Origin of the sequence: Gordonia sp. C13, assembly GCF_023218005.1 — a bacterium.
In the GTDB taxonomy this organism is placed as follows: domain Bacteria; phylum Actinomycetota; class Actinomycetes; order Mycobacteriales; family Mycobacteriaceae; genus Gordonia; species Gordonia namibiensis.
Genome location: NZ_JALPSY010000011.1, coordinates 42,565 through 63,298, shown reverse-complemented (window position 1 = coordinate 63,298; position 20,734 = coordinate 42,565). Strand labels below are relative to the sequence as shown.

Annotated in this window: 19 protein-coding genes and 1 pseudogene; 13 read left to right on the top strand and 7 right to left on the bottom strand. The window is 67.1% G+C overall.

Annotated elements, in window-relative coordinates; all coding sequences use genetic code 11:
• Window positions 1-4 precede the first annotated feature (4 nt).
• Window positions 5-853: an NmrA family NAD(P)-binding protein gene (locus tag M1L58_RS11245; RefSeq protein WP_248658962.1), complete on the top strand. Its 849-nt coding sequence runs from the start codon at window positions 5-7 to the stop codon at window positions 851-853.
• Between the two features lie 73 nt (window positions 854-926).
• Here the strand turns inward: M1L58_RS11245 and M1L58_RS11240 are convergent, their stop codons facing one another.
• Window positions 927-2,009: a DNA polymerase domain-containing protein gene (locus M1L58_RS11240; protein ID WP_248658961.1), complete on the bottom strand. Its 1,083-nt coding sequence runs from the start codon at window positions 2,007-2,009 to the stop codon at window positions 927-929.
• Window positions 2,010-2,011: 2 nt separating this feature from the next.
• Window positions 2,012-3,064 carry an ATP-dependent DNA ligase gene (locus M1L58_RS11235; protein ID WP_248658960.1) on the bottom strand — a complete coding sequence of 351 codons (1,053 nt, stop codon included), beginning with the start codon at window positions 3,062-3,064 and terminating at the stop codon, window positions 2,012-2,014.
• A gap of 145 nt (window positions 3,065-3,209) precedes the next feature.
• Here M1L58_RS11235 and gluQRS point away from each other — a divergent pair, with 145 nt between their 5' ends.
• A complete protein-coding gene (gene gluQRS / locus M1L58_RS11230; RefSeq protein ID WP_248658959.1) occupies window positions 3,210-4,127 on the top strand; it encodes a tRNA glutamyl-Q(34) synthetase GluQRS in 918 nt (305 codons plus the stop codon).
• 3 nt (window positions 4,128-4,130) lie between these two features.
• On the opposite strand, the gene M1L58_RS11225 is transcribed toward gluQRS, so the two are convergent.
• The 3 genes from M1L58_RS11225 to tgt all read right to left on the bottom strand — a co-directional run bounded on the left by M1L58_RS11225 (window position 4,131) and on the right by tgt (window position 8,101).
• Entirely contained in the window at window positions 4,131-5,141 is a 1,011-nt protein-coding gene (locus M1L58_RS11225) for a hemolysin family protein (protein ID WP_248658958.1), read from the bottom strand.
• A complete protein-coding gene (locus M1L58_RS11220) occupies window positions 5,134-6,558 on the bottom strand; it encodes a hemolysin family protein (RefSeq protein ID WP_248658957.1) in 1,425 nt (474 codons plus the stop codon). The genes M1L58_RS11225 and M1L58_RS11220 overlap by 8 nt, the downstream gene beginning before the upstream one ends.
• A gap of 286 nt (window positions 6,559-6,844) precedes the next feature.
• The gene (tgt, locus tag M1L58_RS11215) at window positions 6,845-8,101 is read right to left on the bottom strand and encodes a tRNA guanosine(34) transglycosylase Tgt (RefSeq protein WP_248658956.1); all 1,257 of its coding nucleotides are present in this window, start codon (window positions 8,099-8,101) and stop codon (window positions 6,845-6,847) included.
• Between the two features lie 117 nt (window positions 8,102-8,218).
• Between tgt and M1L58_RS11210 the strand changes: the two genes are divergently transcribed.
• Together M1L58_RS11210 and M1L58_RS11205 are read left to right on the top strand one after the other, a co-directional pair.
• Entirely contained in the window at window positions 8,219-8,728 is a 510-nt protein-coding gene (locus M1L58_RS11210; protein WP_248658955.1) for a hypothetical protein, read from the top strand.
• Between the two features lie 49 nt (window positions 8,729-8,777).
• Entirely contained in the window at window positions 8,778-9,575 is a 798-nt protein-coding gene (locus M1L58_RS11205) for a MerR family transcriptional regulator (protein WP_308221807.1), read from the top strand.
• Between the two features lie 23 nt (window positions 9,576-9,598).
• On the opposite strand, the pseudogene M1L58_RS11200 reads toward M1L58_RS11205, so the two are convergent.
• Window positions 9,599-10,221: pseudogene (locus M1L58_RS11200) on the bottom strand (tyrosine-protein phosphatase).
• 451 nt (window positions 10,222-10,672) lie between these two features.
• Here M1L58_RS11200 and M1L58_RS11195 point away from each other — a divergent pair.
• The 6 genes from M1L58_RS11195 (at window position 10,673) to M1L58_RS11170 (ending at window position 17,023) form a co-directional block, all read left to right on the top strand.
• Entirely contained in the window at window positions 10,673-10,810 is a 138-nt protein-coding gene (locus M1L58_RS11195) for a hypothetical protein (protein ID WP_248658954.1), read from the top strand.
• A gap of 110 nt (window positions 10,811-10,920) precedes the next feature.
• Entirely contained in the window at window positions 10,921-11,652 is a 732-nt protein-coding gene (locus tag M1L58_RS11190) for an ATP-binding cassette domain-containing protein (RefSeq protein ID WP_006866521.1), read from the top strand.
• A gap of 4 nt (window positions 11,653-11,656) precedes the next feature.
• Entirely contained in the window at window positions 11,657-13,621 is a 1,965-nt protein-coding gene (locus tag M1L58_RS11185; RefSeq protein WP_248659003.1) for a YhgE/Pip domain-containing protein, read from the top strand.
• Window positions 13,622-13,733: 112 nt separating this feature from the next.
• Window positions 13,734-15,143 carry a glutamate decarboxylase gene (locus M1L58_RS11180; RefSeq protein WP_248658953.1) on the top strand — a complete coding sequence of 470 codons (1,410 nt, stop codon included), beginning with the start codon at window positions 13,734-13,736 and terminating at the stop codon, window positions 15,141-15,143.
• A gap of 94 nt (window positions 15,144-15,237) precedes the next feature.
• Window positions 15,238-15,912, top strand: coding sequence for a hypothetical protein (locus M1L58_RS11175; RefSeq protein ID WP_248658952.1), 675 nt, complete (start codon window positions 15,238-15,240; stop codon window positions 15,910-15,912).
• 58 nt (window positions 15,913-15,970) lie between these two features.
• Complete coding sequence (locus M1L58_RS11170) at window positions 15,971-17,023, top strand: helix-turn-helix domain-containing protein (protein WP_248658951.1); 1,053 nt, start codon at window positions 15,971-15,973, stop codon at window positions 17,021-17,023.
• Between the two features lie 19 nt (window positions 17,024-17,042).
• Here M1L58_RS11170 and M1L58_RS11165 read toward each other — a convergent pair whose 3' ends face one another.
• Entirely contained in the window at window positions 17,043-18,356 is a 1,314-nt protein-coding gene (locus M1L58_RS11165) for a UDP-N-acetylmuramoyl-tripeptide--D-alanyl-D-alanine ligase (protein ID WP_248658950.1), read from the bottom strand.
• 223 nt (window positions 18,357-18,579) lie between these two features.
• Between M1L58_RS11165 and M1L58_RS11160 the strand changes: the two genes are divergently transcribed.
• From M1L58_RS11160 to M1L58_RS11150, 3 genes are all read left to right on the top strand, one after another.
• Window positions 18,580-19,656: a D-alanine--D-alanine ligase family protein gene (locus M1L58_RS11160; protein WP_248658949.1), complete on the top strand. Its 1,077-nt coding sequence runs from the start codon at window positions 18,580-18,582 to the stop codon at window positions 19,654-19,656.
• A gap of 71 nt (window positions 19,657-19,727) precedes the next feature.
• Window positions 19,728-20,138 carry a hypothetical protein gene (locus M1L58_RS11155; RefSeq protein ID WP_006866514.1) on the top strand — a complete coding sequence of 137 codons (411 nt, stop codon included), beginning with the start codon at window positions 19,728-19,730 and terminating at the stop codon, window positions 20,136-20,138.
• A gap of 158 nt (window positions 20,139-20,296) precedes the next feature.
• A complete protein-coding gene (locus M1L58_RS11150; RefSeq protein ID WP_006866513.1) occupies window positions 20,297-20,704 on the top strand; it encodes an NADH-quinone oxidoreductase subunit A in 408 nt (135 codons plus the stop codon).
• The last annotated feature ends 30 nt before the right edge of the window (window positions 20,705-20,734 follow it).

Genomic DNA, 20,734 nt, shown 5'->3' with positions numbered 1-20,734 from the left:
GGTCATGTCCGATTCCTCTCCCATCGTCGTGATCGGAGCAACCGGTGGACAGGGCGGCGCCGTCCTCGACGCGCTGCTCGACGCCGGTTTCGCGGTGCGCGCGGTCGTCCGCGACGCCGTGTCGTCGAAGGCTGCGGCGCTCGCCGACCGTGGTGTCGAACTCACCGTCGGCGACCTCGTGAGTGGCGTAGGCCTCACCGATGCGTTCACCGGGGCGGCGGGCGCCTTCGCGCTGACGACGCCGTTCGAGTCTGGCGTCGGCGCCGAGGTCGCCCAGGGCACCGCGCTGATCGAGGCGGCAACCGCGGCCGCACTCCCCTACCTTGTCTTCTCGTCGGTCGCCTCCGCCGACCGCGACACCGGCGTCCCGCACTTCGACTCCAAGTTCGAGGTCGAACGGATGCTCGCCGCCACCGACATCCCGCACACGATCGTCGGACCGGCCTACTTCTACGACAACCTGCTCGCCGGGTCCGACGCCCTCGCCGCCGGCGTGATGCCGATCGCGATGCCCGCGGACAAACCGCTGCAACAACTCTCGCGCCGCGATCTCGGCAGGTTCGTCGCGACGCTGTTCCGGGATCCGGGCGCGTATACCGGTGAACGCATCGACCTCGCCTCCGACCAGCCGACGCCGGTGGAGATGGCACAGATCGCCGGCGACGTCCTCGGGATCAGGGTGAGCGCGGAATCCTATGATCCCGAACGTATCCCGTCACCCGACATGAGTGCCATGTTCTGCTTCCTGGGCGATCGCGGTTACGAGGTCGACATCCCCGCACTGCACCGCCGGTTCCCCGGTGTCGGTTGGCAGACCTTTGCCGAGTGGGCCGCCGAGGCGCTGCGCGGCTGACCCGCGAATCTTCCGTATGACGTCGAACTCGGAAAGCGGGCACAACGTCATACGGATCGGATCCCAGGGAGCGTCAGTCCCCGATCCGGCTACCCTTCTCGTCCCAGTGCTCGGCGACCTTCTTGCTCGGCTGCACACGTGGCGGCTCGCCGGGCATCTTCGGGTAGCTGGGCGGATAGGGCATGTCCGCCAGCCCGTTCGCGTCGTCCTCCTGGACCATCTCGAGCAGGTTCTCGATGCCGCGGCGGTGATCGGCGATGTCGGCCCACGGATCACCGCGATCCTCCAGCAACTTCGGGACGGTGGCCATAGTGCAGTCGTCGGGATCGACATCGGCCAGTTCGTCCCACGTCACCGGGGTCGAGACCCGGCCGATCGCGCTGCGGCGGACGGAGTAGGGCGAGGCCATCGTGCGGTCGCGGGCATTCTGGTTGTAGTCGATGAAGATCCGTTCCCCGCGTTCCTCTTTCCACCACGAGGTGGTGACCCGGTCCGGGTCGCGGCGTTCCAGTTCACGGGCGATCGCGATGACACAGCGCCGCGTGGCGATGAAATCCCACAGCGGCTCGATGGGGACGTAGACGTGAATCCCGCGCCCACCCGAGGTCTTCACGAAGCCGGTGAAGCCGAGCTCGTCGAGCAGTGGTTTCAGCCCGTCGATCGCCACGTTCCGGACGTCGTCGAAGGTCGTGCCGGGTTGCGGGTCGAGGTCGATGCGGAGCTGGTCGGGATGGTCGTTGTCCGGGTGCAGGGTCGGCCAGGTGTGGAACGTGACCGTCCCCAGGTTCGCCGCCCACACCAGATCGGCCGGCATCGTCGGGCGGATGGCGTCCCCGGTTCGTTTGGACGGGAACACGATCGGCGTGGACTGCACGTGCTCGGGCCGCTTCTTCGCGATGTGCTTCTGGTAGATCTCCTCCCCCTCGACACCGTCGGGGAAGCGTTGCAGAAACGTCGGCCGGTCGCGCGTCGCGCGCATGAGCGGCCCGTCACCGCTGTCGTCGACGCCGAGCGCGAGCGTCCGGTAGTAACCGACGAGATCCCGCTTACGGCCGCCGTTCTCGCCGAGCTCGGGGAAGTAGATCTTGTCCGGGTTGCTGAGACGGACGGCGACCCCGTCGACGTCGAGCTCTTCTGCGGGAGAACGTGATGCCATGGTCATTCCCCTTCGAGGACGTCGTGCAGGTCGTAGGTGAGCGGAACCTCTAGCTGGTCGTAACCGCAGCTCTCCGGGTCCCGGTCGGGGCGCCAGCGGAGGAACTTCACGGTGTGGCGGAAACGCTGGTTCTCCATCTGGTCGTAGGCGAACTCCGCGACCAGTTCGGGACGAATAGGAATCCACTCCCCCGACTTCTCCGACCGCCAGCGGGTGGGTTCACCCGGCGACGGCTTGTCCGGGTCGAGACGCATCGGCTCGAACATCTCTTGCAGTTCAACACGTTTGGCGTCGGAGAACGCACCCGCTCCCCCGACCATGTGCAGCTCGCCGTCGTCGCCGTAGAGCCCGAGCAGCATAGAGCCGATCCCCCTGCCGGACTTGTGGATTCGGTAACCGAAGATCACGCAGTCCGCGGTCCGCTTGTGTTTGATCTTCAGCATCTCGCGCTTGTTCTCCACGTAGAGGCCGTCGAGTCGCTTGGCGACGACGCCATCGAGGCCGGCGCCCTCGAAGGCGGAGAACCAATCCTCGGCGACCGAGGGGTCGCCGGTGACCCGGCTGACGTGCATTCGCCGATCGCGGCCGCCGGGTCCGACCGCACGCAGCAACGCCTCTCGACGGACCTCGAACGGTTCGTCCTTGACCGACGTCGATTCCAGCGCGAGTGCGTCGAAGCCGATGAAGATCGCGGGTGTCTTCTCGGCGAGCATGTTGACCCTCGACTCGGCGGGGTGGATGCGCTGGGCCAGCGAATCCCAGTCGAGCCGATGCGTGTTGCCGATGAGTGCGGGCACCCCGATCTCGCCGTCGAGGACGACCTTGTCCGGCAGCTCGGCCTTCGCCGCGGCCACGATCTCCGGGAAGTACCTGGCCAGGTCTTTCCCGCCTCGGGAACCGATCACCACCTCGTCCCCGTCACGGAAGATCAGCGCGCGGAAACCATCCCACTTCGGTTCGTACGACCACGCCGTCTCACCGTCGGGCTGCTGTGGCACAGCGGTGACCGCCTTGGCCAGCATCGGGGCTACGGGCGGCATGACGGGAAGATCCATGGCTTCACTGTTCCTCACTTCTCCGGGCGCTGGCAACGATCCGCCCGGAACTCCGGGATGACCGTCGGGTCTGGCGCTGGGACAGACCGCCGTCGAGCCCGGTTCTCATCGTCGGTCGTCGACACGACGCGGTAACCTCGACGCGATGTCGACACAGCACGCAGCGGGCCGGTATGCGCCGTCCCCGTCGGGCGACCTCCACGTCGGCAACCTGCGGACCGCCATATTGGCCTGGCTCTTCGCCCGCACGACGGGGCGCCGGTTCCTCATCCGCATGGAGGATCTCGACCGCGCGGTCGCCGGCGCCGACGCCCGGCAACTCGCCGACCTCGCCTCACTCGGGATGGACTGGGAGACCCCCGTCGTCTACCAGACCGGGCGACGGGACATCTACCGCGAGATCATCGATCGTCTCCGCGAGGGCGGTCGGACCTTCGAATGCTTCTGTACGCGACGCGAGATCCTCGAGGCCCCGTCGGCTCCCCACGCACCGCAGGGCGCCTACCCCGGCACCTGCCGGAACCTCACCGACGCCGAGCGCGCCGAGAAGATCGCCGCCGGCCGACCGCCCGCGATCCGCATCCGGGCCGATACCACCGAGTTCACCGTGACCGACCTGCTCCACGGGACCTTCACCGGGATGGTCGACGACTTCGTCATCCAGCGCAACGACGGCACCCCCGCCTACAACCTGGCCGTCGTCGTCGACGACGCCGCGCAGGGCGTCGATCAGGTCGTGCGCGGCGACGACCTGCTGTCGTCGGCTCCCCGCCAGGCCTACCTCGCCACGTTGCTCGGCGAGACCCCGCCGACCTACGCCCATGTGCCGATGGTGCTCAACACCGACGGCGTCCGGCTCTCCAAGCGCGACGGTGCGGTGACCCTCGCCGACCTCGCAGCAGGCGGTGTTCCGGCCGGCACCGTCCTCTCGCACATCGCGCGCTCGCTGGGCTTCGCAGGCCCCGGCGAAACCGTCGATCTCCACACGCTCGCAAGCCGTTTCGACCCCGATGCCCTCCCCCGCGAACCCTGGCTGCTGGGGCCCACGGAGTGGTCGTCCTGACGGTTAGGCGGTCGTCGCCAGCAATCTCTGCAGCAGGTCGTTGAGCGTGATCAGCCCGATGGCCCGACCGGAGTCGGTGACCAGCGCGAGGTGGGCGCGGCGTTCACGCATGGCGGCGAGCGCCTCGTAGACCGGTTGCCCGGATTCGATCCGCAGCACCGGGCGCATGAGATCGGCGGCTGTGGCACCCGGCTCCGCGCGCAGGCTGTCGCGCACGTGCACGACGCCGTGCACCGGTCCACGGTCGGCGTCGCGCACCAGCAGCCGGAGGTGTCCCGAAATCCGTCCGGCCGTCTGGATCTCGTCGGCACTCGCGGTCGGCAGCACCGCGCCCAACGTGTCACTGGGCGTGACGACGTCGCCGAGCGTCAGCGATTCGAGTTCGAGTGCGCTGGTCAGATGCGCGTGATAGCGCTCGTCGAGTGTCCCGACCGTCGCCGAGTGCTCGACCAGGTGTCGCAGCGCGTCGCTGTCCTGTCCGGTGGCCACCTGGTCCACCGGTTCGACGCCGACCCGCCGGAGGCACCAGTTCGCCAGGTGGTTGAGCTGCACGATGATCGGCCGTGTGAGCCACATGAAGGCTCGCATCGGCAGGGCCAACACGATCGCCGACCGCTCCGGGTGCGCGATCGCCCACGACTTCGGGGCCATCTCGCCGACCACCAGGTGCAGGAACGTCACGATGATGAGCGCCAGCACGAAGCCGACGATGTCGGCGGACCAGTACGGCAGGCCCCAGGTCTCGAACAGCGGCGTGAGCCAGTGGTGGACAGCAGGTTTCGTGATCGAACCGAGCGCGAGCGTGCAGACGGTGATGCCGAGCTGCGAACCCGCGAGCAGCACGGACAACTCCGATGCGCTGCGCAGGGCGGCGCGGGCACTGCTACTCGTCGCGGCCTCGTCCTCCAGCCGGTGGCGTCGGGCCGCGATCAGCGCGAACTCGACGGCGACGAAGAAGGCACTCGCCGCGATCAACAAGACGGTGATCACCCCGACGACCCACGGGTTATCCATTGTCGGCCTCCCGTCCGGCGTCCGAAGCCGTTGCGTCGGTGCTCACTTCGGTCCCGAGTGACATCGACACCAGAGCCGGCACATGCTTGTCCACCTCGAGCACCTCGACGTACACCACGCGGGGTGGCGCTTCGTCGTCGTCGAGGAGCGAGGCCGGATCGGGGTCGATCGTGATCTCGACGGTCTCCCCGACCTCGGGCAGTCCCACGAACTCGGCGATCACCAGCCCGGCGATCGTCTCGTAATCCCCTTCGGGCAGTTCCCATCCGATGGCACGGGACACCTCGTCGACGTGGGCGTCACCTCGGACGCACCAGCCGTCGGCGGTCTTCTCGATCGCCGCGGAGGTCTCCGGGTCGTGTTCGTCGTCGATCTCGCCGACCAGTTCCTCGGCAATGTCCTCGGCGGTCACGACGCCGGCGAAACCGCCGTACTCGTCGATGACGATGGCCATCTCCTCATGGGCGGCGGCGAGGTTCTCCAGGACCTCCGGCAACGGCAGGGTCGACGGCACCACGACGGCGCGGCGGCAGAGATCACCCGCAGTGGCCGACGGAACGGCCTTCGAGGGTTCCTTTTTCAGTGCGTACGACCATTCGAGGAGGTCGGGGAGATGGACGACGCCGAGCACCTCGTCGTCGTCACCGGCGACCGGGTACCGGGTGTGCCCGGTGCTCATCAGCGCGAGCACCTCGGACGCGGGCAGCGACGCATCGACCTGATCGGTGTGCGGACGCGGGATCATCGCGTGTTCAGCTGTGCGCGTGGGGAATTCCAGCACGCGGTCGAGCAGCACCGACAGGTCCTCGGGCAGTTCACCGGCGTCGCGGGACTCGGCGACGATGTGTTCGAGGTCGCGGACCGAGGCCGAGTGCTCGACGTCGTGGACCGGCTCGATACGCAGGGCGCGCAGCAACAGGTTCGATGCCTTGTCGAACAGCGCGATCAGCCAGCCGAAGACGGCCAGATAGATGGTGGTCGACCGGGCGAGCCACAGCGCGACCGGTTCAGGTCGGGCGATCGCGAGGTTCTTGGGGAACAGCTCTCCGAAGACCATCTGCACCACGGTGGAGAACAGGATCGCGATGATCGTGCCGATAACGACGCCGACACCCACGGGGATGCCGACGTTGCCCAGCAGGTCACCGACGCCCGAACCGATCAGCGGTTCGGCGACGTAACCGACGAGCAGGCCGGTGACGGTGATGCCGAGCTGAGCCCCGGACAGCATGAACGAGGTGCGTCGGGTGACGGAGAGTGCGCGCTTGGCGGCAGCGTCACCGGATTCGGCGCGCGCCTTCAGACGGGACCGGTCGACCGCCATGAAGCCGAATTCCTGGGCCACGAAGTAGCCGGTGACGGCGGTGATCGCGAGGACCACCAGAATGCCCAGGAAGATTCCGAGAACGGTCAGCATGTCGCCATCCGATCAGCGTCGACGCCTGGGACGCCGGGAAGGATCTCGCAGTGGGCTGCGGGTCCGGAACGCGGGTCAGGGTCCGGTTCGGAACAGGGTGCGGACGGGTGTCGTCGGCGTTTTCGGCGCTTTGCGCGTCTCATCGTCTCTCTCGCTGGTACTCGAATACCCCTACAGGGTGCCGAGTGTTAGGGGGTGTTCGCAACCTCGTTGCGTTGCGCTCACAACGAATCACCGATCCGCACGGTTCCGGCACGTGACCCACCACACGCCGGTCGCCGACTCGTCAGTCCCGCGTCGAACCGTAGTAGCGCCGCAGGAACTCGTCGCGGTACTCGATGTACGTGCCGTTCTCGATCGCCTGTCGGGCGCGGTCGACGAGCGTGACGATGAACGACACGTTGTGCAGGGTCGCCAGCGTCGGGCCGAGACCCTCCTTCGCCTTGAACAGGTGATGCAGGTAGGCGCGGCTGTACTGCGAGGTGTAGTTCTCGATCTCGGGATCGAGCTGCCGGAAGTCGTTGCGGTACTGCGCATTCGTGATGTTGTATCGACCGTCGAGCGAGTAGATCGCACCGTTGCGGGCGACGCGCGTCGGCGATACGCAGTCGAAGGTGTCCACACCGTTCTCGATGGCGGTGAAGATGTCGTCGGGTTCGCTGATGCCCAGCAGGTGCTTGGGCGCGTCCTCGGGCAGTTCGTCGTTGACCCAGCCGACGATGGTGCCCAGGTTGTGCTTCTCGAGCGCGCCGCCGATGCCGTAACCGCCGAAGCCCTTGCCGCCGGCCTCGCGATCGGCCTCGCTCAGCGCGACGAGATCGCGGGACGCCTTGCGCCGCAGATCCTCGTACTGGGCACCCTGGATCACACCCCACAACGCCTGCTGGGGCCGATGTGCACGCTCGACACTCAGTCTGTTGTGCTCGGCCAGGCACCGGATTGCCCACAGCCGGGTACGCTCCAGCGAATTCTCCTGGTACGCACGGGTGTTCATCAACGTGGTGAGCTCGTCGAAGGCGAAGATGATGTCGGCACCGAGCTGGTGCTGAATCTGCATCGACACCTCGGGGGTGAAGCGATGCGACGAACCGTCGAGGTGCGACTTGAAGGTCACCCCGTCGTCGTCGACTCGCGACAGACGTTCCTTGCCCTCGGCGATGAGCGAGTCGTCGGGGCTGACCTCCATCGCGATGACCTTCTTGAAGCCGGCGCCGAGCGACATGACCTGGAATCCGCCGCTGTCGGTGTAGGTCGGGCCCGACCAGTTCATGAAGGCACCGAGCCCGCCGGCCTGATCGATGATCTCGGGGCCCGGCTGCAGGTACAGGTGGTACGCGTTCGCGAGGACGGCCTGCGCACCCAACTCGGCCACCGACTCGGGCAGAACGGTCTTCACCGTCGCCTTGGTACCCACCGGCACGAAGGCGGGGGTCTGGATCGCGCCGTGCGGGGTGCTGATCACCCCGGTGCGGCCGCGGGTGCCGGGCAGGGTGGTGCCGACGGTGTAGGCGGGGTCGGCGACTTCGGTTCCGGTACTGCTCACCGGTGCATCCTCCCAGGTCGGTGGCCTCCACCCAAACCGACGACGCCGCCGTCGGCCCCGTCTGCGCCCTCGACGACCTATCGCTCCGGCGTTCCGGCATTCGATACGGTGGGGACCATGTCGTGCAGAACGCGCCGCGCCATCGCCTCCGGGGCCAGGGTCGCCACCACCGCACTCGGCCTGTCGTTGGCCCTGTTCACACTGTCCGCGTGCGGTTCGGAACAGGATGTCACCGACACCTCCGCGAGCGGCGGGAACGGCGCTGTCGCTTCGGCGGAGCAACCCGCCGACGCCCCGTCGACCTCCGCACCCGTCGTCCCGGGTCGCAAGCCCGCGTCGGCCCGTCCCAACTCGGTCACCTCTGGTGCCGACGCGGACGAATCGACTCAGGGCGGCCCCGGCACCACCTGCGGCAGCATCCCCGGCCCCGACGGCGCGCTGCGTGTTCTGGTCCTCGCCGGCGACGTCGACTGCGACAAGGCGAAGTCGATCGCCGACGAATACGGCCCCAAGATCGTCACCGGCACGCAGCAGTCGGTGAGCGGCTGGACCTGCGGGCCGTCGGCGCTACAGGGCGTGCTCGCCGCCTGCCAGAAGGACACGACTGTCATCGGTTTCGCTCCCTGACCCCAACTCGCTTGACCCTCACGCGACGTCAGACCCCAAGGTTGCTCATGTGAGTGAAGAGAAGCACCACCCGCTCCGCACTCCTGCGTCGGACCTGACCGTTGGCGTCGTCGCGGGGATGGTCGGAGTCAGTGTCCGCACACTGCACCACTACGACCAGATCGGTCTGGTGACGCCGTCGCGCCGCACGCCTGCGGGATACCGCGTCTACGGCGACGCCGACGTCGCACGGCTCTACCGTGTCCTCACCTATCGCGAGCTGGGCTTTTCACTCGGGCGGATAGCGACCCTGCTCGACGATCCCGATGCCGACGAACTGCATCAGCTCCGCGCGCAGCACGAGCTGCTCACCGACCGGATCGATCACTTGCACCGGATGGTCGCAGCGGTGGAGGAGATGATGATGTCGAAGAAGCAGGGGATCCAGCTGTCCGCGGCCGAGCAACGCGAGATCTTCGGCGACGACTGGCTCGGCGAGGAGTACGCGGCGGAGGCCGAGGAACGGTGGGGCGAGACCGACGCGTGGCAGGAGAGCCGCAAGCGCGTCGCCCGGTTCTCGAAGGAGGACTGGCGGCAGATCAAGGCCGACGCCGATGACCTCGAACGGCGCCTCGCCGACGCGATGCTCCGCGGACTCACACCCGGTTCCGCCGAAGCCGATGCCCTCGCCGAGGAGCACCGCGCACAGATCGGCCGGTTCTACGACTGCACCCACGAGATGCACGTCGGGCTCGCCGACATGTACGTCGCCGACCCGCGTTTCACCGCGCACTACGACGAACAGGCGCCCGGGCTCGCCGTCTATCTGCGCGAGGTCATCCGGGCCAACGCCGAGAAACACCTCTGATCACGATGCCGCCCGGCCTCCGCTCATTCGTCCAGGTAGCGCTTCCGAAGTAGCTCCGGCACAGCCGGATCCAGTCCCAGGCCGTCGCGGAAGTAGCCCTCGATGTCGCCGAACTGCGCGGTCATCTCCTCGAAAGCCCCCTCGAGGTAGTTCCGCTGGACGCCGAGGATCGGCTTCAACACCTCGGGGTCGCCGCCCGCCGCCTGGAACGCGGCGAAGACCGGATGCAGTGCCGGGATGAGCTCGTCGTTGGTGAGGAGGTAGTCCTCGAACACCTCGTCCCGGCCGACGCCGAGCACCGTGAGGAAGGTTGCGGCCGCCCAACCGGTCCGGTCCTTGCCGGTCGTGCAGTGGAACAGTGCCGCACCGGGATGGCGGTCGACGAGTCGGCCAGCACGTCCAGGGGCACCTCCTCGACACCGGGCAGGGCCGGGTCCGGCGCGGCCGAACGCTCGGCGGCCGTACGGAGGTCGTAGACGGCCGTGATGCCCAATGCGTCGAACTTGGTGAGGTCGTCACCGGCCAGCCGGTGGAGCTCCGTGGACCGGAAGACCAGACCGGACCGCACCCGGCGTCCGTCGGCGGTCGTCCACCCGCCGAGGTCTCGCAGGTTCGGAACGGTGGAAAGGGGGTACGGCGTGCGCATGGGCGAGGTCGGTCATGAAAGAGATTCATGACAGCCCCATCCGATCGGTTCTCGGCGACGGATGGAAGCAGCAGAGAATGCGTGCCACCGATAACCGCCGGACGGCCTTCCGGCGGATTCTCGAGTCGTATCGACGCCTGATGTTATCGCCGAGTTCGGCGCTACTCGCCGGTAACCGCATTTTCGTGCCATTTTGGCTGATTCCCTGAACGGACTATTTCGTTCCCCCAGAAAGCAGAGCCGAAGCCCACGAGATGTGCGACTCTGGTCACATCATGAGGAATGGCGCCGATCACTACAAAACGCGCTGCTCGTAGGAGGTAGGACACCACCAGAATCAAATCCCGGCGACCGTTACAGGGTGTCGGGGTAGTTTTTGTGCCACGTTCCGCCGCCTCGACCTGCACGTTCGCGTTGAAATGCCCGATATGCGTGGGCTAAGTTCCCAAGTATGTCCAGCAAAGTGACTGTTCACGGTCGCATACTCAGCACGAAATCCCGGGTATTCGCCGACACGTCGCTGGAACTGGCCGACGGCGCGGACTCGATCGTCCAGGGTGTCTCCGCACGGATCTTCTCGAACCTCTGAGTTAACCCCCAGCCTGCCGTACTGCTTCCCGGCGGTACGGCAGGCAAGTCGGTTATGCCGACGCGACAACAGAAAGTTGGACGATGTGGTCTTCGGATCGGGCGGCAGCGATGCGTGACGCCCCGGAGCCTGGCGGCACCCCCTCTGACGCGACACTGATCGAAGCCCACGGACTCTCCGTGGATGCCTCCTGGGGCCACATCTACGGCCCGGTCGATTTCCAGATCCGGTCCGGCGGGGTCACCGTCCTCGCCGGACCGGAAGGTCGAGGCCGCACCGCACTGCTCCTCACTCTCGCAGGTCGCATGAAGCCGACCAAGGGTGAACTCGTCGCCTTCGACCGGTCGAACGACGCCCACCATCTGTTCAAGAACGCCGCCGTCGCGTGGATCGACGAGGTCGACGAGATCGAGCAGACCATCCGGGTCAGCGACGTCATCACCGAGCAGATCCGGTGGTCGGCGCCTTGGTACAAGTGGGTCACGCCCGCACGCGAGGAAGACCTAGAACGCATCTGTCGGCCCGTCTTCGGGCCCTATCCCCTGCCCGCGATGGAATCGTTCGTCGAGGAGCTCCCCGAGCTGACCGCGGCTCTCTTCCGGATCGCCGTGGGCAACCTGCGGCGCCCGCCGCTGCTGGTCGTCGGCGGGGTGGACAACCTGACCCGTCGCGAGAACCAGGTCCATCTCATGGACCGGCTGGTCGACCTGGGCCGCGCCCAGACGGTGATCACCGCCGACATCAACGCCGTGTCCCCGGCCGGCGGCGTCCGCGACGTCATCCCCGTCGACAACCTCACAGATGGCCAGTTCGTCGGCCTCGAGCACGAAGATCGGACGTAGGAACATGTTTGCCGCATTCTCGCCGGGCAGCGACATCAAGCGTTACTACCGGGGCCGGATGCCCCGGCTGGCGCTCGTGGTCATCATGCTCATGCCTCTCCTCTACGGCGCGATGTACCTGTGGGCGTTCTGGAATCCGTTCGCCGCCGCCGACAAGATCCCGGTCGCACTCGTCAACGAGGACACCGGCGCGGTCGTCGAGGGGCAGAAGCTAGACGCCGGCTCCCAGGTGGCCGCCGGACTGATCGAGTCCAAGCAGCTCGACCTGCACGAGGTCTCCGCCGCCGAGGCCGCCGACGGCGTCGCGCACGGCAAGTACTACTTCTCGATCACGCTGCCCGCCGACTTCAGCAAGGCGATCGCCTCACCCACGAGCGACCACCCGCGCTCGGCACCGCTGGTATTCACCTACAACGACGCCAACAACTACCTGGCGACGATCATCGGCCAGGACGCCGCCCAGCAGGTCGTCAACAAGGTCAGCGCGCAGGTGGGTGCCCAGACCTTCGAGATCGTCCTCAACGAGGTCGGCGATCTCACGCCCAAGCTGACCGAGGCTGCCGACGGTGCCAACGAACTGGCAGCAGGTCTCAAGTCCGCCAACACGGGCGCCCAGGAGATCGCCACCAACCTCGTGACCGCGAAGAACGGTGCCGCCGAACTCGCGGGCGGTCTCGGTGAACTCGACTCCGCGCTGATCCGCGCGACCGACCCGCTGCTCGCGGCGATCGGTAACGGCGACCAGACCGGCATCACCGCCGCCGAGGTGAACGCGGCCGCAGATCGCCTGGCCCGCAACGCCGGCGCAGCATCGAACGAACTCAGCACCGCCGCGAACCAGCAGTCCCGGGCAAGTCAGGGCCTGGAGTCGGTCATCAACCAGCTCAGCGCGTCCACGGATCCCGCGATGCGCGGTCTCGCCGAGGCCCTCAACCCGGCGCGACAGTTCCTGCGTACCAACGGGCTCGGCCCCGACGCGAACAATCAGCTCACGCAGCTGAACAACGACGCCGCCCTACTCTCCCAGCAGCTCGGCAACCCGAGCAGCCCCCTCCGGCTCGGCCTCACCCTGGTCGAGGACGGCGGACTGCGCAACGACATCCTCGCTGCTCGCGGCGCCGCCAACGAACTGAAGAGCGGATCGGCCGAACTCAGCACCGGTCTCGGTGAGCTGAGTGCCGGCGCCGACGAACTCGCCAGCGGCACGGAGAAACTCGCCGCCGGTTCGAATGAGCTCGCATCGGGCCTCGACGAGGGCGTCAAGGCCATTCCCTCCTGGACCAACAAGGAGAAGACGGAGATCGCCAAGACGTTGGCACAGCCCGTCGCACTGCAAGAGGACTACACACACGAGGCCCCGACCTTCGGTACCGGCTTCGCACCGTTCTTCATGTCCCTGGCACTGTTCGTCGGCGGCATCATCACCTGGATGTTGTTGATGCCGTTGCAGTCCCGCCCGATCGTCCAGGGCTTCTCGTCGCTGCGCGTCGTATTGGCCTCGTACACACCCGCTTTCGCCATCGGCTTCATCCAGGCGACCGTCCTGTACACGGTGGTCACCTTCGCGGTCGGGCTGCGTGCCGAGTACCCGATAGCCACGTTCCTGTACCTGCTGCTCGTGGTCGCGACCTTCATGGCGATGATCCAGATGTTCAACGCGGTCTTCGACGTCGCGGTCGGACGTGTTGTGACACTGGCATTCCTGATGGTCCAGCTGGTCTCTGCGGGTGGTATCTATCCCGTGCCGACCACGGCCACGCCGTTCCAGTACATCCACTACGTGGACCCGATGACCTACACGGTGGAGGGCCTCCGACAACTCACGGTCGGCGGCATCGACTACCGACTGTGGCTCGCCATCGGCATCCTCAGCGGAATCACGCTGGGCTGCCTGGCCATCTCGTCGTGGGCCGCCCGCCGAAACCGCCAGTACACGATGGACCGTTTGTATCCGCCGGTGGAAGTCTAGGGAGGTCGAGACAGGCAAGCCCCCGTGACTGTCGTCTACCTCGAGTAGATCGCTTCAACCGTCCCCATTTTCGGTATTGAGCGCCTTAGCATCTGAACACCAGGAGGAATACATGACACCCAAGTCGAACTCGCAAGCCCGCACCACAACCAACATCGGTGACAACCTGAACCTGCGCACCGTCTTCACCCGTCCGGGCGAGGCCACCGATCTGCCGAAGTTCGCGATGGCCGACGACATGCTGCTGCCCGAGACCGCGTACCAGATCGTGCACGACGAGGCGATGCTCGACGGCAACGCTCGCCTGAACCTCGCGACCTTCGTGTCGACCTGGATGGACGACGAGGCGAAGAAGCTCTACGCCGAGACCGTCGACAAGAACATGATCGACAAGGACGAGTACCCGCAGACGGCCGCCATCGAGGACCGCTGCTGGAAGATCCTCGCCGACCTGTGGCACAACCCGAACGTCGAGAACGCCATCGGCACCTCGACCATCGGTTCGTCGGAGGCCTGCATGCTCGGCGGCCTGGCCCTCAAGCGTCACTGGCAGGCCCGCCGCAAGGCCGAAGGCAAGTCCACCGAGACCCCGAACCTGGTGCTGTCCACCGCCGTTCAGGTCTGCTGGGAGAAGTTCTGCAACTACTTCGAGGTCGAGCCCCGCTGGGTGCCGATCAGCCCCGAGCACATGGTCCTCGACGGCCATGAGCTCGAGAAGTATGTCGACGAGAACACCATCGGCGTCGTCGCCATCATGGGCCAGACCTACACCGGCATGTACGAGCCGGTGAAGCAGATCGCCGCCAAGCTCGACGAGATCCAGGCGAACACCGGCCTCGACGTGAAGATCCACGTCGACGGCGCATCGGGTGCGATGATCGCTCCGTTCTGCCAGCCCGACCTCGAGTGGGACTTCCGCGTCGACCGCGTCTCCTCGATCAACACCTCGGGTCACAAGTTCGGCCTCGTGTACCCGGGTGTCGGCTGGATCGTCTGGCGCGACACCGAGGCCCTGCCGGAGAGCATGGTCTTCCACTGCAGCTACCTCGGTGGCGACATGCCCACCCTGGCACTGAACTTCTCGCGCCCCGGCGCCCAGGTGCTGCTGCAGTACTACCAGTTCCTGCGCCTCGTCCGTGAGGGCTACCGCCAGGTCCAGCAGGGTTCGCTCGACGTCGCGCAGTGGCTGTCGTCGGAGATCGCCAAGATCGACGCCTTCGAACTCGTCAGCAAGGGCGACACCATCCCGGTCTTCGCCTGGCGCCTGAAGTCGGGTCACACCGACAACTGGAACCTCTACGACCTGTCGGATCGCCTGCGCATGAAGGGCTGGCTGGTCCCGGCCTACCCGATGGCCGACGACCTCGCCGACCTGACCGTGCAGCGCATCGTCGTCCGCGCAGGGCTGAGCCACGACCTCGCTCGTGCACTCATCGCCGACATCCAGACCGAGGTCGACTTCCTCGATCGTCTCGAGGGCCCCATGCCGGTCGAGGGCGAGCGCTCGCACTTCCACCACTGATCGCGTAGGTCTTCCGCGACCCCCCGACGTGTCCCCGGCCTGGCATCCCCTTCCAGGCCGGGGACGCATCGTCGCATACACAGACAGGTAGACAATGAGTATTGCCGCGTCAGCCCCCAGGCGCAGCACGTTCTTCATCCCGACCCTGAACAAACAGTGTTGGAGCTTCATGATCGGGTCCGCACTCTTCGCGTTGAGTGCGGCGCCGGGCTTCGGCAGCTGGGCCGGAGCGTCGGCCGTCAATCTGTGCTGCTTCATCGGTGCGTGGTTCTTCACCGCCGCCGGGCTGATCCAGCTGATCCTGAGTGGCCCCGTGACGACCAAGGTCGACTACGGCAGCGGCATCATGGTGCGCGCCGACTGGCTCGCGGCGTCGACCCAGTCGCTGGGCACGATCCTGTTCAACGTGAGCACCACCGCGGCAGTCACCGCGCATTCGATTCCCTCCCAACGGGACCTCGTCTGGTCGCCCGACGCCGGCGGATCGATCCTCTTCCTCGTCAGCGGCTTCCTGGCCGTTCGCGGCTACCGACACGCACACAAGTTCTTCGATCCGGGTTCGATCGGCTGGTGGTCGGTTCAGATCAACCTCCTCGGATGTATCGCCTTCGGCGTCGCCGCGGTGGGCGCGTATGTGTCCAAGGCCGGGGTCACGGTCGACACGGCAATGGCCAACTGGGGCACCTTCATCGGCGCGATCTGCTTCTTCCTGGCATCCCTCGTGGTCCTCCCGGCCTCGGACCGGAACTCCTCGGGTGAGTCCGCATGACCGGATCACGGACACAACCGAACCCCGGCGAGGGCGCTCCGGCACCGGGGAGCCGGGGATGACCGAGCTGTTCCGGGACGACGTCTCGCCGGCAGCCCTGCCGCCGAAGGTGATCGAGACGTGGGAGCGCCGAGTCGGCGTGCACCGCAGCAACACCCAGGCCGAACCCATCCGACTCACCGGCCCCGACGGCATGCGCCACTTCGGACAGCACGTCGAGGTGCAGACCGACGACCCCGGTTCATTCGACTCGCTGATGTTCGCACGTCAGCTCTCGATGATCGGCACGTTCTGCAGCCTGCACACCCCACTCCAGCTGTCGCGCAACCCGCGCCTCATCGAGCAACAACCCTCCGAGGACCTGGTCATCGGGGTGCACACCCTGGAGGGCAGGCACATCATCCGCCAGGGGTCACGCGACTTCGCCTATGGCCCCGGGCAACTCGCCTTCGTCAGCAACGCATCGCCCTATCTCGAGCGGACCTTCGAGATCAACGACCCTGCGGGCCTGGTGATCCCGCTCGAACTCCTCGGAAACCAGCGCAGGGTCGCAGAGCAGGCCCGACGACCGGTCGCCTCCCACACCCTGCTGGCGCGGGCCACCGCGTCGTTCATCCTGCAGTTCGCGTCCGACACCGCGGTCGGCGTGACCGAACCCGACCCGGACACGGAGATGGCCGCCATCGAATTGGTTCGCGCTGCGCTCGGACAGCTCGACTACGACAACCGACAGATCACCGACAACGCCCTGTTCGTGCGGGAGGCGGTCTCCGACCTCATCGAGCGTCACCATCGCGACCCGTCGTTCACCCCGAACGCGATCGCCCGCTACCTGCACATCAGCCGCCGTCAGCTGTACCGGCACTTCGAGGACACCGAGGACTCGTTGGCCGCACGCATCGCCGACCGCAGACTCAAGACCGCCTGCGAACTCCTCCGGACGCGTCCGGACATGGCGGTCTCCGAGGTGGCGAGGGTCTCCGGTTTCCCGTCGAGTCCCACGATGCGCAACCGATTCCGGGCCGAACTCGGAATCGGGCCGAGCGAGTATCGTGCCCGGGCGGCCGCCGAGGCCGACGCCGTGGAGGACTGGGGATCACCGACCTCGTGACGCCCGGCTGAGGCCGAACTCAGCTCAGCAGAGCCTGTGCCACCCGCTCCAGCGCGGCAACGCGACTTCCCTTCACCAGCACCGCATCTCCTCCGGCGAGGTCGCCGAGCGCGGCAACCGCCTCGTCGACGCCGGAGGTGTGGCGCGCGGTGTCGCCGTAGTTCGGTTCGTCGACCGCGATGACCTCGATGCCGAGCTCGTGCGCCTCGAGCGCGATCGCGTGGTGCTGGGCCGGGGAATCCGATCCGAGTTCCGCCATGGTGCCGAGAACGGCAACCCGCCGCCCGGCCGGCAGCGCGGCAAGCGACTTCAGAGCCGCCGACATCGACGTCGGGTTCGCGTTGTAGGCATCGTTGAGCACGATCGTGCCGTCCGCGGTCTTGGCGAGTTCCATTCGCAGACCGGACAATTCGGCGGCCGACATGCCGTTCGCGATGTCCTCGACGGACACTCCGAGACCGCCGCCGGCCGCAGCGGCCGCGAGCGCGTTGGGAACCTGATGCTCCCCTCGCGCGCCGAGTCGCACGTCGGTCGAACCCCACGGCGTGTGCAGCCGGAAGGATGCTCGCAGCTCGTCGTCGACGACGATGTCCGACGCGTACACGTCGGCATCCGGCGACAGGCCGTACCGCAGCACCCGCGCCGAGGTGCGATCCGCCATCGCCGCGACGTACCGGTGGTCGGCGTTCAGAACGGCGATCCCGTCGGCCGGGAGGGACTCGACCAGCTCACCCTTCGCGCGGGCCACCGATTCGATGTCCCCGAACAACTCGAGGTGGACGCCTTCGACGCGCGTGATCACACCGACGGTCGGGCTCGCGATGGAGCACAGCAGGTCGATGTGGCCGATCCCCCGTGCACCCATCTCGAGGACCACGGCCTCGACGCCGTCGGCTGCACCGGCCAGGGTCAGCGGGAGGCCCAGTTCGTTGTTGAAGGACTTCTCGCTCGCCGCGGTGCGGTAGGTGGTCTGCAGGACGCCGGCGAGGAGATCCTTGGTGGAGGTCTTGCCGACCGAGCCGGTGATGCCGACGACGCGGTCGGGGATGCGGCGGCGGACCGCGCGACCGAGGTCGGCGAGGGCGAGGGCGGTGTCGGCGACGCGGATGGCAGTGCCGCGTGCGACCTCGTCGCGGGAGGTGAAGTAGGCCGCCGCGCCGCCCTCGAGGGCCGACGGGATGAAGTCGTGACCGTCCCGCTCGGCGACGATCGGCACGAACAGCTGCCCCGGCCGGACGTTGCGCGAGTCGATGCTCGCCCCGTCGATCTGCACGTCGGGACCGATCAACTCGCCGCCGACGGACGCTGCGACCTCACTCGCCAAGAAATGCACGACCTCACGCTAGCCGACGGCCGTCGACCGGCTTCCCGAGCCGTCACGGTGCTGACCTCGATACGCGGCGGCCTCACTGCGTTCGGTCGTCGCTACTCGGCCGGCAGAGGGCCATCCCTCGCCGGTTGAGCAGGCGACGAGCGCAGCGAGGAGCCGTGTCGAAACCCACAACCGGCCACTCCACCCCGAGAACTCGGTTGCCGGGGGCCGTATCGTGACATGCATGTCTTCGCGGCTCCTGCGTCTTGTGGTCCTCTATGGCGGGGTCTCCGCCGAACATGATGTGTCACGGGTCACAGCCGCGCACGTTCTCGCCGCCGCTGACCGGGCAAAATACGACCTTGTCCCCATCGGGATCGCCAAGGACGGCACCTGGCTGCGCAACGACAAGGCCATGGCCGCGATCGCCGAAGGCACCCCGCTCCCGGACGTCCTGGAGGTGGCGGGCAGCGTCGTCGACCCGCTGACCGAACTCCGTGGTCACGCCGATGAGGCCATTACCGTCGTGTTGCCGCTGCTGCACGGTCCGCACGGCGAGGACGGCACCATCCAGGGGATGCTCGAGCTGTTCAAGCTGCCGTACGTCGGCGCCGGGGTGCTCTCGTCGGCGCTGTGCATGGACAAGGCGATGGCGAAGATCGTCGCCGCCCAGGCCGGCATCCCGCAGTGCAAATGGGTGGAGTTCCGCGACGGCGTCGACGACCCGGACACCATCGTCTCCCGGGTTGTCGAAGACCTCGGACTACCGGTGTTCGTCAAGCCCGCGAACCTCGGATCGTCGGTCGGCATCTCCAAGGCGCACGACGAACGCGAGCTGGACGCCGCGATCAACCTGGCCCTGCGCTACGACAACGTGGTGATCATCGAGGAGGCCGTCACCGGTCGCGAGATCGAGGTGGCCGTCCTCGGCGACACGGCACCCGAGACGTCGGTGCCCGGCGAGATCGAACCCGGCAGCGAGTTCTACGACTACGAGGACAAGTACGTCACCGGCGCGGCGAAGCTCGTCATCCCGGCCGCCCTGCCCGACGCCGCGCTCGCGGAGGCCAGGGAGCTCGCGGCCCGGACCTTCACGGCGATGCGCTGTACCGGCATGGCCCGGGTGGACTTCTTCTACGAGGCCGACGGTCGCGGGTGGCTGCTCAACGAGGTCAACACCATCCCCGGGTTCACCCCCGGTTCGATGTACCCGAAGCTGTGGGAGGCCACCGGCGTGCCCTACGCCGATCTCATCGATCAGCTCGTCACCTTCGCGCTCGAGGTCCACCGGCGCCGCGTCGGCTTCTCGACCGAGCACTGAACGACCGCGACGTCCGACGCGCGGGCCCAAGTCACCCGAACCGGACGTCGAACGGCGGTAGCATCGCACGCGTGACCCACACCCAGGCTGCCCGGTCGCTGCGCGTGCTGGTCTATTCCGACGATTCCGATACCCGGGCCCAGGTCATCGGCGCGCTCGGTACCCGGCCGTCCCAGGACATCCCGGAGCTCAGCTTCATCGAAGTCGCCACGGCTCCAATGGTGTTCGCCCAGCTCGACGCCGGCGTCGTCGATGCGGTGATCGCCGACGGCGAGGCCTCTCCGGCCGGTGGGATGGGGATCGCCAAGCAGATGAAGGACGAACTGGACCCGAGCCCGCCGGTGCTCGTGCTGCTCGGTCGCGCCGACGACCGCTGGCTCGCCGAATGGTCGCGGGCCGATGCCGTCGCCACACTCCCGGTCGATCCGATCGCCCTCCCGGAGGCCTTCGTCGAGATGGTCGAGAAACGCCGAACTGCCTGAAACGGGTGACTCCCGCGGGACGACCACCTAGGCTTGTGTTGTAGCTCACAACCGCGTCGGGAGGTTCTGACCGAACCCCTGGCACGGGCAGGACAATCGCCGAGCCGGAACCGCCCACCAGGCGTTTCGGCCGCCCGGAGCGAGGAGGAGTCCACGCTTTGAACGCCTACGTCCCGATCATGATCCTCGGGGCAATCGGCGTGGCGTTTGCCGTTTTCAGCGTCTTCATCGGCGTCGCGATCGGCCCGAAACGGTACAACCGCGCCAAACTCGAGGCGTACGAGTGTGGCATCGAGCCGGTCGGCCAGAGCCTCCTGACTCCTGCCTCCCGTCGCGGGGGCGAGGGCCCCACGTTCAGCGGCCCGGTCCAGCGGGTGCCGGTCAAGTACTACCTCACCGCGATGCTGTTCATCATCTTCGACATCGAGATCGTCTTCCTCTACCCCTGGGCCGTCGCCTTCGACTCCTTCGGCTGGTTCGGCCTCGCGGCCATGCTGTTGTTCATCGTCAATGTCTCCGTCGCCTACGCCTACGAATGGCGTCGCGGCGGACTGAGCTGGGACTGAGGACTTTTCAACCGGTAACCGTCTGCAAGG